The organism is Streptomyces actinomycinicus (genome assembly GCF_016741775.1).
GTDB classification, from domain to species: Bacteria; Actinomycetota; Actinomycetes; order Streptomycetales; family Streptomycetaceae; genus Streptomyces; species Streptomyces actinomycinicus.
Genome location: NZ_JAERRK010000013.1, coordinates 197,131 through 209,507, shown reverse-complemented (window position 1 = coordinate 209,507; position 12,377 = coordinate 197,131). Strand labels below are relative to the sequence as shown.

The 12,377-nt window shown below is 70.9% G+C and carries 11 protein-coding genes and 5 tRNA genes; 11 read left to right on the top strand and 5 right to left on the bottom strand.

The features are described 5' to 3' along the window. Window positions 1-11: 11 nt before the first annotated feature. From JK359_RS24435 to JK359_RS24425, 3 genes are all read right to left on the bottom strand, one after another. On the bottom strand, window positions 12-410 hold the full coding sequence (locus tag JK359_RS24435; protein WP_019058642.1) for a DUF742 domain-containing protein: 399 nt from the start codon (window positions 408-410) through the stop codon (window positions 12-14). A 109-nt stretch (window positions 411-519) separates the two neighbouring features. Further along, on the bottom strand, window positions 520-933 hold the full coding sequence (locus JK359_RS24430; RefSeq protein WP_014675212.1) for a roadblock/LC7 domain-containing protein: 414 nt from the start codon (window positions 931-933) through the stop codon (window positions 520-522). Between the two features lie 9 nt (window positions 934-942). Then, on the bottom strand, window positions 943-4,791 hold the full coding sequence (locus tag JK359_RS24425; RefSeq protein ID WP_201839557.1) for a sensor histidine kinase: 3,849 nt from the start codon (window positions 4,789-4,791) through the stop codon (window positions 943-945). A gap of 552 nt (window positions 4,792-5,343) precedes the next feature. Between JK359_RS24425 and JK359_RS24420 the strand changes: the two genes are divergently transcribed. From JK359_RS24420 to JK359_RS24375, 10 genes are all read left to right on the top strand, one after another. After that, a complete protein-coding gene (locus tag JK359_RS24420; RefSeq protein WP_201839546.1) occupies window positions 5,344-5,538 on the top strand; it encodes a hypothetical protein in 195 nt (64 codons plus the stop codon). Between the two features lie 134 nt (window positions 5,539-5,672). Next, window positions 5,673-6,458: a fumarylacetoacetate hydrolase family protein gene (locus JK359_RS24415; RefSeq protein ID WP_201839537.1), complete on the top strand. Its 786-nt coding sequence runs from the start codon at window positions 5,673-5,675 to the stop codon at window positions 6,456-6,458. After that, on the top strand, window positions 6,451-7,923 hold the full coding sequence (gene gltX / locus JK359_RS24410; protein ID WP_372445465.1) for a glutamate--tRNA ligase: 1,473 nt from the start codon (window positions 6,451-6,453) through the stop codon (window positions 7,921-7,923). The genes JK359_RS24415 and gltX overlap by 8 nt, the downstream gene beginning before the upstream one ends. A gap of 149 nt (window positions 7,924-8,072) precedes the next feature. Then, the gene (locus tag JK359_RS24405; protein WP_201839532.1) at window positions 8,073-8,735 is read left to right on the top strand and encodes a DUF4241 domain-containing protein; all 663 of its coding nucleotides are present in this window, start codon (window positions 8,073-8,075) and stop codon (window positions 8,733-8,735) included. Window positions 8,736-8,810: 75 nt separating this feature from the next. After that, on the top strand, window positions 8,811-9,542 hold the full coding sequence (locus JK359_RS24400) for an HAD family hydrolase (protein WP_201839529.1): 732 nt from the start codon (window positions 8,811-8,813) through the stop codon (window positions 9,540-9,542). Window positions 9,543-9,632: 90 nt separating this feature from the next. Then, window positions 9,633-9,704: transfer RNA gene (locus tag JK359_RS24395), tRNA-Gln, on the top strand. A 21-nt stretch (window positions 9,705-9,725) separates the two neighbouring features. Beyond that, window positions 9,726-9,798 (top strand) — tRNA-Glu (locus JK359_RS24390). A gap of 29 nt (window positions 9,799-9,827) precedes the next feature. After that, a tRNA-Glu gene (locus JK359_RS24385) sits at window positions 9,828-9,900 on the top strand. A gap of 21 nt (window positions 9,901-9,921) precedes the next feature. Further along, window positions 9,922-9,993, top strand: a tRNA-Gln gene (locus JK359_RS24380). Window positions 9,994-10,021: 28 nt separating this feature from the next. Further along, window positions 10,022-10,094, top strand: a tRNA-Glu gene (locus tag JK359_RS24375). A 51-nt stretch (window positions 10,095-10,145) separates the two neighbouring features. On the opposite strand, the gene JK359_RS24370 is transcribed toward JK359_RS24375, so the two are convergent. Next, window positions 10,146-10,793 carry a MerR family transcriptional regulator gene (locus JK359_RS24370; protein WP_201839526.1) on the bottom strand — a complete coding sequence of 216 codons (648 nt, stop codon included), beginning with the start codon at window positions 10,791-10,793 and terminating at the stop codon, window positions 10,146-10,148. A 104-nt stretch (window positions 10,794-10,897) separates the two neighbouring features. Between JK359_RS24370 and JK359_RS24365 the strand changes: the two genes are divergently transcribed. Continuing rightward, window positions 10,898-11,383 (top strand): DUF4188 domain-containing protein, encoded by a 486-nt coding sequence (locus tag JK359_RS24365; RefSeq protein WP_201839523.1) that lies wholly within the window; start codon window positions 10,898-10,900, stop codon window positions 11,381-11,383. A gap of 111 nt (window positions 11,384-11,494) precedes the next feature. Here JK359_RS24365 and ndgR read toward each other — a convergent pair whose 3' ends face one another. Further along, window positions 11,495-12,211, bottom strand: coding sequence for an IclR family transcriptional regulator NdgR (gene ndgR, locus JK359_RS24360; RefSeq protein ID WP_009320373.1), 717 nt, complete (start codon window positions 12,209-12,211; stop codon window positions 11,495-11,497). Between the last annotated feature and the right edge of the window lie 166 nt (window positions 12,212-12,377).

The following is a 12,377-nucleotide window of genomic DNA, read 5'->3' as shown; positions in this document are numbered from 1 at the left end:
CCCGACCCGCGTCAGAGCTTGCGAAGTCCACTGAGCACCCTTTCGAGCAGCGTCACGTCCGGAGCGCCGCCGTTGTTCTCGTCGCCACCCGGCTGGTGGATGGCGACCAGGCCGGCCTCGGCGAGGTCGGCGACCAGGATCCGGGCCACACCCAGCGGCATGGCCAGCAGCGCGGAGACCTCCGCGACCGACTTGACCTCGCGGCACAGGTGGCAGATGCGCTGGTGCTCCGGGAGCAGTCCCATGAGCGCTGCCGGGTCGGCCGTGGTGCTGATCAGTGCCTCGATGGCCAGCTGGTACCGCGGCCGGGTCCGGCCGCCGGTCATCGCGTACGGCCGTACCAGCGGCTGGTCGCCCTCGTCTCCGTACGGCTCCGCGTACGGATCATGAGAGGCGGTGGGCGGGGTCATGAATCCTCCGGGCGGGACAGCAAGTCGGTAGTCAAGCCGTCTGACGGGGCCGTGGGGGGATTGTGGCGGCCGGACGGTGTTTTCGTGAGGTGGGTGGTGCCGGGGGAGGTCAGTGAAGCAGACTTCCCTGGAGTTCGGCGCGCAGATCCGGGGTGAGTACCGCACCCGCGCGGTCGACGAGCAGTGCCATCTCGTAGCCGACGAGACCGATGTCCGCCTCGGGATGGGCCAGGACCGCGAGGGACGACCCGTCCGAGATGGACATCAGGAAGAGGAAGCCGCGCTCCATCTCGACGACCGTCTGTGCCACCGTGCCGCCCTCGAAGATCCGGGACGCCCCGGCCGTCAGCGAGGTCAGACCGGATGCGACGGCCGCGAGCTGGTCCGCGCGGTCCCGCGGGAATCCTTCGGACATCGCCAGCAGAAGGCCGTCGGCGGAGACCACCACCGTGTGCGACACCCCGGGGGTGTTGTCCACGAAGTTGGTGATCAACCAGTTCAGGTTCTGTGCCGCCTGGCTCATCGGACTCAACTAACGCTCCTGCTGGTGAGTGGGGCTCGGGTAGCTGCCGGTCTGGCCGCTGCCGGCCTGACGGCCCTGAGCGATGCCCCGACGAAGATTGGTCAGCCGTCCGCGTACGTCGTCAGGCGCACGCGAGACCTGCGGACCGGCTTGGTGCTGTTGCTGCTGGGCCGTGCCGGGCACGAGGTTCGCCCGTGGCACGCGGCGCGGCAGGCCGGAGGTGGTGATCCCGCCCGCGGCCGGCTGCCGTACCCGCTCGGCCTGCCGGACGAGTTCGTCGTTCGGCGAGGTGCGCCAGGAACCGGTGTTCGTGTTCGAGGCGGAACGCTGCGGAGCGGGCGCGGGAGCGGGCGTGGAAGCCTGCGGCTGCTGCTGGGGAGCCGGCGCGCCGCCCTGCTGCTGACCGTGGAACCAGTTGGTCTCCAGCGTGTCGTACAGCGGGGTGCGGCCGTCACCCGGACCGCTCGCCGGGGGCAGGGCCTCCGGCTCGTGGCGGACCGGACGCTGCTGCGGGGCAGACGGACGCTGGGCGGCGTAGTCGTCGCGGCCGGCGGGCGGCTGCGGACGCTCGAACTGCCCGGTGTGAGCGGGGTTCTGGCCGCCCGGCAGGGCGTGCTGCCCGGTCGAGCCGGCGTCGTACGCCTGCGGGGCCGCGAACTGACCCGTGTCGTGCGCGCCGGGGTCCTGCCGCCCCGGCGCCGGCGTGCTGCCGTACACGTCGGAGCGGACGAAGGAGCCGGTGTCCTGCCGGCCGTCGGTGCCGTCGAAACGGCCCTGCTGCCGGCCGGCGTCGGGACGCGCGAACTCGCCCGTGTTCCGGCCCGCGTCGGGACGCGGGTACTGGCCGGTCTGCTGCGGGGTGCCGGGGCGCGCGAACTGGCCCGTCTGCTGGCCGTCCGGGCGTCCGAACTGGCCCGTCTGCTGGGCGGAGCCGTTGAAGCCGGACAGTTCCGGGCGCGGGAACTCGCCCGTGCCGGCCGGACCCTGTGCGTCGGTCCGGGGAACCGCCGGCATCTGAGAGGTCGAGCCCGGGCCCTGCCGGTCGTCCACGCGCGGCATGCGCGCGGTCTGCGACGGGTCCTGCTCGTCGTGGCCGCGCGGGGCGTCCAGCGAGGCACGCGACGCCGGGCCCTGGTTGTCGGTCCAGCCCGAGGTACGGGACTGCGGCTGCGGGGCGCCGCCGGGCAGCTCGGCCCGCGGTCCGCCGCGCGGCGGCAGCTGGGGCTGGCGGCCCTGGTCGGAGGCGGCGCCGGGCCGCTTCCGGCCACGGCCTCCGAAGAGACTCTGCTGCGATCCGCCCGGGTTCGTGGCCTGCAGGCCCTGCGGGGCACCCGGTGCCTGACCGCCGAAGCCGCCCGCACCGGAACCCGCCGGCGCCGGCCGGCCCTGCGGGGCACCGGGACCGCCCTGGGCGCCACGCGCTCCGCCCGGCGCACCGGGACGTCCGCCCTGGCCCGCGCCGGGCAGAGCGGCCCGAGGACCCTGGCCGGAGCCGACCTGGCCGCGCGCACCGGGACCGGAGCCGAGCAGCCCGCCACCGGACGGGGCGCCACCGAGGGCACCGCCGTTGCCGTTGCCGTTGCCGACCTGACGCCGGGCCGCGGCGGCACCGGCGGCGGCCTGCGCGGCGGCGGGACCACCGGTCGAGGGCGCACCGGGCTTGCCGGGAGCGGGCTTCTTGCCGCCCTGGGCGACGTCCACCGGCAGCATGACCAGCGCGGTCGTGCCACCGGAGTCGGACGGGCGCAGCTGGATCCGGATGCCGTGCCGCTGCGACAGACGACCGACCACGAACAGACCCATGCGGCGGGAGACGGAGACGTCCACGGTGGGCGGCGAGGCGAGCCGCTCGTTGATCGCCGCGAGGTCCTCGGGGGAGAGGCCGATACCGGTGTCGTGGATCTCGATCAGCACGCGGCCGTCGGGCAGCGCGTGACCGGTGACCTTGACCTTGGTCTGCGGCGAGGAGAAGGAGGTCGCGTTCTCGAGCAGCTCGGCGAGCAGGTGCACGAGGTCGTTGACCACGCGGCCGGCCACTTCGGTGGTGGGCACGGCGGCCAGTTCGATGCGCTCGTACTGCTCCACCTCGGACGCGGCGGCACGGAGCACGTCGACCAGCGGGACCGGGCGGGTCCAGCGGCGGCCGGGCTCTTCACCGGCGAGGACGAGCAGGTTCTCACCGTTACGGCGCATACGGGTGGCGAGGTGGTCGAGCTTGAACAGCGAGGACAGCTGGTCCGGGTCGGCCTCGCGGGACTCCAGCTCCGAGATGAGCGAGAGCTGGCGCTGGATGAGGCCCTGGGAACGGCGCGAGAGGTTGGTGAACATCGCGTTGACGTTGCCCCGCAGAAGGGCCTGCTCGGCGGCGAGGCGGACCGCCTCGCGGTGCACGTCGTCGAAGGCCGCGGCCACCTGGCCGATCTCGTCCCGGGAGTGCACACCGACCGACTCCACGGACGTGTCGACGTCCTGCGGGTCGGACTCGGACAGCTGCTTGACCAGCTCGGGCAGGCGGTCCTGGGCGACCTTGGTCGCGGTCTCCTGCAGACGGCGCAGCGAGCGGATCATGGACCGGGCCACGACGAACGCGCCGACCAGCGACACACCGAGCACGATGAGGATCAGCGCACCGGAGATGATCGCGTCACGCTGGGTCGCGCTCTTCAGCTCGCGCGCCTTCTGTTCCATCTCCTCGAGCAGCGTGTGCTCGATCTTCTTCATCTGCTCGATCTTGGTCGAGCTGGTGTCGACCCAGTCCTTGTAGGACCGTGCCGGCAGCTGCTGCAGGCCGTCCGGGGACTCGAAGGAGCGCTTGGCGTAGGTGTCGGCCGACTTGATCGTGGCGTTGCCCTCGTCGATCGGCTTGAGCAGCTCCTCGGCGTTCTGGTTGGCGTAGATCTTGCGGAAGATCGCCAGCTCGGAGCCTTCGCTCTCGTAGGCGGACTGGCCGTAGAGGCGGTCGTTCTCGGAGAGGTCGCCCTTGGAGGAGGGGGTCGCCGGCAGCGCGGCGGCGATCATGGCGCGCTGCACGGAGGCGTACTCCTTGGCGGTGGAGAAGGCCGCCAGGGCGCGGGTGCGCGAGATCATCTCCGGGTTGCTGGACGCCTCGGCCATGTCCTGGGAGAGGCTGATCAGCTGGGTGATGAGCCGGTGGTAGGACTCGACCGTCTGGGTCGCGTTGTCCTTGGACGTGTACGCCTTCTGGCGGATGCGGGCCAGGTCGTCCAGCTGGTTGGCGAGACCGACGAGCGCGTCGCGCACGCCCTGCAGGTTGCCGTCCTTGCTCGCCGCGTCGATGTCCTCGGAGGCGTCGAGGAAGTTCTCGCGGGCCCGGTCGGTCTTCTCCTGGAAGCCCTTGATCTGGAAGTCGTTGGCCTTCAGACCACCGCGGGACAGCGGGCCGGCGGACTGGTCGCGCTCGTCCTGGAGCGCCTGGGCCAGTTCCGTGGCCTGCTTGGTCATGTCCGTCAGCAGCTTCATGTTGTCGAGCTGCTGGATGTCGTCCATGGACTGGTCGATACGCAGCGCACCCAGCGAGGTCGCCGCGACCACGGGCAGCGCCAGCAGCGACACCAGGCGCGTGGAGATACGCCAGTTGCGCAGGGCCAGGCGCGAGCCGGGGCCGGTCGGACCCTGTATGGGCTTCACCGTCGGGGCGGGGTTCCCCGAGGGAGCCGTCGTGGCGGTCGTGGATGCGGTCGCACCCGAGCGCCCGCCGCGCTCACCGCCGTCGCCGGTCGGACCCGGGCCCGGGTTCTGGGCGTGCTGGGGCGAGGAGCTGCCCTTCATGGGGCCAGTCCCGTCGTGCGACTCCGGCTCCGCCGAAGCGCTGCCATCCCTCTTGAAACGTCCCTGCACTAGCGTCGCAACCTCTGGACCAGGCACCCCTCCGCGCGAACGGAGGGACACGGTGTCGGCGTTGTGGAGGGCGTCCTGAACACGCCCACCGGTGGTCTTGAGTGACCGGCGCTGAGTTCCCCCCTATCTCGCCGCCGCTCGGCGCTGTACTGCGCCCTGCGCGCCGGCTCGATCCCGCGGCGGTCCGTGGAATTCCAGCACAGTGCCGGATCTCCAACAAGGGCAGTGTCCCGAGCTGTGACCTAGGTGACGCAGCGTGTGTGGCGTATCACCGGCCGTGGAGACCAATCCGGTGTAAACCGGGCGTTCCTCGGCGAGTTGCTCTCCAGTGCGAGGTGTCCCAGTCGCCATGATCAGGAGCGGAATGATGGCTTCAGGGGGTCAATGTCCGTTTCGCTGGGGCAGGTTGTCGGCCGGAATTGACCGCTTTGCCCGTGAGTTCGTGAGCAAACTCACACGCTGATCGTGCGCAGTTGGCGTCTCCGCCGGGGAATCGGATGTTTAGCCTGGCGCTTTACAGGAACGGCCACTCTGACCAACAGGACGACAACGGTGAAGACGACGATGATGTTCCGCACGATAGCCAACCCGCGGCGCACGACGCTGGCGCACCTCGACGACGCCGGTGAACTGCACACGCCCGAGCTGCCGGAGCACTCCGCCGACCTCCCCGCCCAGACGGCCAACCCCCGGCGAACCGTCCTGATGGACGTCCCGGTCGGTGCGGGCGCCGCTGCGGGCGAATAGCGGGTCGCGCCGGCGCCTGCCCGGGTGACCCGCCCCTGACCTGCGACGACGCCCCCGGAAGCGCTTGAATCGGCATCGCTCCGTTAACCTGGGGCGTCAGTACGCCGGTTCTCAGTGAGGGGCGCAAGGATCCCGTGCGCATCGCCAGGTTCTCCATCGACGGGAACGTAGCCTTCGGCGCGGTCGAGGGCGACAAGCAGGACGAACTCGTCCTCGACATCATCAAGGGCATCCCGTTCGCGGACTACGAGCTGTCCGGTACGAAGGTGCCGCTGAGCAAGGTCAGGCTGCTCCCGCCGGTCCTTCCCAACAAGGTCGTGGCGTTCGGCCGCAACTACGCGCAACACGCGCGCGAGCTGGGCAACGAGGTACCGGAAGCTCCCTTCGCCTTCTTCAAGCCGTCCACCTCGGTGATCGGCCCCGGCGACCAGATCCAGTACCCGCCCTTCTCGCAGGAACTGCATCACGAGGCCGAGCTGGCCGTCGTCATCGGCCGCATGTGCCGCGAGGTCCCGCGTGAACGCGTCAAGGACGTCGTCTTCGGCTACACCTGCGCCAACGACGTCACCGCCCGCGACGTGCAGAAGCGCGAGAAGCAGTGGGCCCGGGCCAAGGGCTTCGACACCTCCTGCCCGCTCGGCCCCTGGGTGGAGACCGGCCTGGACCTCGAGCGCGCCAACGACCTGACCGTGCAGCTCACCGTCAACGGCGAACAGCGCCAGCTGGGCCGCACGAGCGAGATGATCCACTCCATCGAGGACCTGGTGGTCAACATCTCCGAGGCCATGACGCTGCTGCCCGGCGACGTCATCCTCACCGGCACCCCCGCGGGGGTCGGCCCGCTCAACGTCGGCGACGAGGTCGCCGTCACCATCGAAGGCATCGGCACTCTCACCAACAAGGTTGTCAAGCGTGGCTAGCGCACCCGTACGCGTCCGTTTCTGCCCCTCGCCCACCGGTAACCCCCATGTGGGCCTGGTCCGCACCGCCCTGTTCAACTGGGCGTTCGCCCGGCACCACCAGGGCACCTTGGTCTTCCGCATCGAGGACACCGACGCGGCCCGTGACTCGGAGGAGTCGTACAACCAGCTGCTGGACGCCATGCGCTGGCTCGGCTTCGACTGGGACGAGGGCCCCGAGGTCGGCGGCCCGCACGCGCCGTACCGCCAGTCGCAGCGCATGGACATCTACGCCGACGTCGCGCAGAAGCTCCTCGACGGCGGTCACGCCTACCGCTGCTACTGCTCCCAGGAGGAGCTGGACACCCGCCGCGAGGCCGCCCGCGCCGCCGGCAAGCCCTCCGGCTACGACGGCCACTGCCGCGACCTGACCGACGCGCAGGTCGAGGAGTACAAGGCCCAGGGCCGCGCCCCGATCGTCCGCTTCCGCATGCCCGACGAGACGATCACCTTCACCGACCTGGTGCGCGGCGAGCTGACCTTCACCCCGGAGAACGTGCCGGACTACGGGATCGTCCGCGCGAACGGCGCCCCGCTGTACACGCTGGTCAACCCGGTCGACGACGCGCTGATGGAGATCACCCACGTCCTGCGCGGCGAGGACCTGCTCTCCTCCACCCCGCGCCAGATCGCCCTGTACAAGGCGCTGACCGAGCTGGGCATCGCCAAGCAGACCCCGGTCTTCGGCCACCTGCCGTACGTCATGGGCGAGGGCAACAAGAAGCTCTCCAAGCGCGACCCGCAGTCGTCGCTGAACCTCTACCGCGAGCGGGGCTTCCTGCCCGAGGGCCTGCTGAACTACCTGTCGCTGCTGGGCTGGTCGCTCTCCGCGGACCAGGACATCTTCACGATCGAGGAGATGGTCGCGGCCTTCGACATCTCCGACGTGAACCCCAACCCGGCGCGCTTCGACCTGAAGAAGTGCGAGGCGATCAACGGCGACCACATCCGCATGCTGGACGTGAAGGAGTTCACCGAGCGCTGCCGCCCGTGGCTGCAGGCGCCGTTCGCCCCCTGGGCGCCGGAGGACTTCGACGCGGCGAAGTGGGAGGCGATCGCCCCGCACGCCCAGACCCGTCTGAAGGTCCTGTCGGAGATCACCGACAACGTCGACTTCCTGTTCCTCGCCGAGCCGGTCTTCGACGAGGCCTCCTGGACGAAGGCGATGAAGGAGGGCTCCGACGCCCTGCTCCGCACCGCCCGCGAGCAGCTGGAGTCGGCGGACTGGAACTCCGCGGAGTCCCTCAAGGAGGCCGTCCTGGCCGCCGGTGAGGCCCACGGGCTCAAGCTCGGCAAGGCCCAGGCCCCGGTCCGCGTGGCCGTCACCGGCCGCACCGTCGGCCTGCCGCTCTTCGAGTCCCTGGAGATCCTGGGCAAGGAGAAGACGCTGGCGCGGATCGACGCGGCCCTGGCGAAGCTCGCGTAGCGCAGCGGCTCCCGACAGGGGCGGCACCCGGAGTTCCGGGTGCCGCCCCTTCGTTGTCGGTGCCGGGGTCTAGTGTTCCGCCCACCGCCGGACCGATCTCGTCACCGGCCCGGCCCCACTCGTCCCCGCACTCGAGAAAAGGCACCACCATGCCCATGCCCGCCCGCGACTTCACCTGGCTGTTCACCCCGGGGAACACGTTCACCGACGAGTCGGGCACGTCCGGCGTGATGTCCGTCATGGACGGCGGAGAACTGTGGCTGCCCACCGGCCGGCTGATCGCCTGCGATCCGTTCATCTCCCTCGGCCACGGGGAGAACGAACCGTTCACGGCCACCGTCGCGCCGGGCCGCTACCGCGTGGAGGCGGCCGTGGCCACGCTCACCCGCCCCGACGAGCCCCCGGCCGCCCGCCCGCACCGCCGGATCGCCGCCGCCCGTCTCGTCATACGCGACGAACCGGCCGCCACCTGGGAACTCGCCCTGCTGCCCGGCCAGGACCCGGCCGGCCTGGCCGAGGACGAGTTCTACGGCTACGGCGTCGACGCCGGCACCGGCTGCTTCTACGACGCCTCGGCCGACGACGCCTTCCCGGAGTGCGAGGGTGACGAGGGGCCGTTGTGGGACGCCTTCGACCAGGACTCCTGGGACATCGGCCCGCACCTGGTCACCGAGCCCGGCTCCGGCCACACCCTGATCGCCTTCACCTCCGGCTGGGGCGACGGCGTCTACCCCACCTGGGTCGGCCGTACCGCGTCCGGCGAGATCACCTGCTTCGTGACCGACTTCTTCGTGGGACCCGTTCCGGACTGACCCTCGCATTCCCGGGACGCGCCGGGCGTCCCGGGGCTACGTTCGGATCATGAGCACCGAGGCCCTGGGGGCGTCATGACGATCAGAGCCGTCGTCTGGGACGTGGACGACACCCTCTTCGACTACACGACCGCCGACCGCGAGGGCATGCGGGCCCATCTGGCGGCGGAGGACCTCCTGGCCGGCTACGGGAGCGCCGAGGCGGCCCTGCTGCGCTGGCGGGAGGCCACCGACCAGCAGTGGGCGCGGTTCGCCGCCGGCGAGAACACCTTCCAGGGGCAGCGCCGCGACCGCGTGCGCGTGTTCCTGGACGCGGAGCTGACCGACGCGCAGGCCGACGCCTGGTTCCAGCGGTACCTCGGCCACTACGAGGCCGCCTGGAGCCTCTTCCCGGACGTCCTGCCCGCCCTGGAGGCCCTCGCGGCCAGTCACCGGCACGCGGTGCTGTCCAACTCCAGCCTCGTCGTCCAGGAGCACAAGCTGCGCACCCTCGGCCTGCTCGACCGCTTCGAGACCGTGCTGTGCGCGGCCGAGCTGGGTGTCTCCAAGCCGGAGGCCGGCGCCTTCCTGGCGGCCTGCGAGGCGCTGGGACTGCCTCCGCACCAGGTGGCCTACGTCGGCGACCACCCGGAGATCGACGGGCGGGGCGCCGCCGAGGCGGGGATGCTGTCCGTGTGGATCGACCGCGGGACGGCCCGTGCGCGGGCCGTCGGAGAGGTGGTGGCGCACCGGATCTCGACCCTCGCCGAACTCCCGGCGCTCGTCCGCGCGGATACCCGTTTTGGAGCCCCGTCCACCTTCGGGTAATGTTCTTCCTGCGCCGAGGGAAGCGGGCCGAAAGGCCGGAGCCCCGAGGAGCAAGCTAGAACGAGAACCCCGCAGGGGCTTGAGTTCCAGTGGCCTATGGTGTAATTGGCAGCACGACTGATTCTGGTTCAGTTAGTCTTGGTTCGAGTCCAGGTAGGCCAGCTCGCAGAGCTTATCTGCAAAGCCCCCGTTGTGTAGCGGCCTAGCACGCTGCCCTCTCAAGGCAGTAGCGCCGGTTCGAATCCGGTCGGGGGTACTGATCTCGATCATGTCGGGATCGCTAGGGCCCCCGTTGTGTAGCGGCCTAGCACGCCGCCCTCTCAAGGCGGTAGCGCCGGTTCGAATCCGGTCGGGGGTACTGACTGGTCTAAACCATCATTGGTCTATGGTGTAATTGGCAGCACGACTGATTCTGGTTCAGTTAGTCTTGGTTCGAGTCCAGGTAGACCAGCTCGGATCTGCGGAAACGTAAGATCCACGCCCCCGTTGTGTAGCGGCCTAGCACGCCGCCCTCTCAAGGCGGTAGCGCCGGTTCGAATCCGGTCGGGGGTACGCAATCGGAAGGGCCCTCCCTCGGGAGGGCCCTTCCGCGTGTCCGGGGGGTCACTCCTCCTCGAAGCGCCGGCGCGACTCCTCGGCCTGCGCCAGCCGGCGCAGGCCCAGGAGCACCGGCTCGTACAGCACGGTGAGCGCCACGGCCGCCTCGACATGATCCTCGGGCGCATAGCGCTCCACCATGTCCAGGTCGTCGACGGCCGCCTGTTCCATGACGCGGGCGTACGGCTCCAAATCGGCGACGGCGCACGGGTATCCGAGCCGGGCGAGCGCGGTGATCGCGGTCACCAGCATCTCGTAGGCCGGTGCGGCCGGGGCGCCGGCGGCGGTGCCGCCCGGGCACCAGCCGAGGCGTTCGAGCAGCTCGTCGGCGGTGCGCCGGGCCGTCGCCGTGGCCGGGTCGGAGTCGTCGGGCGCGGGACCGTGCGGCAGCGCCCACACCGCCGTGCCCAGGCGCCTGTTACGGCTGAGCCCCTCGTCCTGCAGGGCGGCGAGCACCTCCCGGGCCGAGTTCACCGGGATCCGTCCCACCTGGATGAGCGCCCGCACCAGCCGCAGGCGGCGCAGGTGCTCCTCGTCGTACTCGGCCTGGGTGGCCGTGATCCGGCGTCCCGGGTGCAGCAGCCCCTCGCGCAGGTAGTACTTGATCGTCGCGGTGGAGACCCCGCTGCGTGCGCTCAGCTCCGCAAGCCGCATGCCGTGCCTTGCCCCTTCCCTCTTGCGCCCCCGGTTGGGGAGTGCCACTATCCAAGCATGGATAGCAGAGCTATCCAACCTTGTTCCGGCGACCTGGGGGACGTATGGGAGACAAGTTGGTGGAGGGGCGCATGACCGCTGCGCACGAGGGCGGTGTCGTCGTCTTCCTCATCGGGATGCGCATCAACAGCTTCACGGCCGTGCGCAGTTGGTGGCCGGTCGCGAAGGCCATGGGTCCGATGCTGGCGGAACTGCGCAGCGACCCCGACAGCGGGCTGCTCGGCTTCAAGACGCTGCGCGGCGGGCTGCGCGAGGCCTACCTGGTGCAGTACTGGGAGTCGCAGGAGAAGCTCCTGGCCTACGCCTCGGCGCCGGACCGGCAGCACCATCCGGCCTGGGCGGCGTTCAACCGGCGGCTGCGGGAGGGGAAGGGCAAGGTGGGCTTCTGGCACGAGACGTACGTCGTCCCGGCCGGTGCCCACGAGACGATCTACATGAACATGCCCGCGTACGGGCTGGGGGAGGTCGCGGGCGTGGTGCCGGTCGGCCGCCGGGGCGACCGGGCCGCCGCCCGCCTGCGGGCCTCCTGAGCTGCCGGAGCCACCCCGGGGGGCGCGTGCCGGTGCCCGGTGCGCCGGAGGACGGTGAAGGGCCTGCCGCGGCGTTGAGGCAGGCCCTTCACATGGTGTCGGTGTCCGGGCTCAGCCCGAGCGGCGCAGGGCCTCCGAGAGGCGGGCCGCGGCGTCGATGACCGCCTGGGCGTGCATGCGGCCCGGGTGCCGGGTCAGGCGCTCGATGGGGCCCGAGACGGAGACGGCGGCCACCACGCGGTTGGAGGGGCCGCGTACGGGCGCCGAGACGGACGCGACGCCCGGCTCGCGCTCGCCGATGGACTGGGCCCAGCCGCGTCGCCGTACGCCCGACAGGGCCGTCGCCGTGAAGCGGGCGCCCTGCAGACCGCGGTGCAGGCGCTCGGGCTCCTCCCAGGCCATCAGGATCTGTGCCGAGGAGCCCGCCTTCATGGTGAGCGTGGAACCGACCGGGACCGTGTCCCGCAGGCCGGACAGGCGCTCCGCGGCGGCCACGCAGATCCGCATGTCACCCTGGCGCCGGTAGAGCTGTGCACTCTCGCCGGTGACGTCACGCAGGTGCGTGAGCACGGGGCCCGCCGTCGCGAGCAGGCGGTCCTCGCCCGCCGCGGCCGCCAGCTCCGCGAGGCGCGGTCCGAGGATGAACCGGCCCTGCATGTCGCGTGCCACCATGCGGTGGTGTTCCAAAGCCACGGCCAGGCGGTGAGCCGTGGGTCGTGCCAGTCCGGTGGCCCCGACCAGACCCGCGAGGGTGGCCGGACCGGACTCCAGAGCGCTCAGGACGAGGGCCGCCTTGTCCAGAACGCCGACGCCGCTACTGTTGTCCATGCAACGATACTCACGTCTCACTCTGTGAAACGCAAGTTCAATTTTCCGTGGAACGCGCCACCCTGGAATCACACAGCGGCCCGCAGACCAATGGGCCTGGCGGTGGACGCCCGGAATCACCACTTCATGGGGCCCTTCACGGGGCGGTCTCCGCCTCCTCAAGATC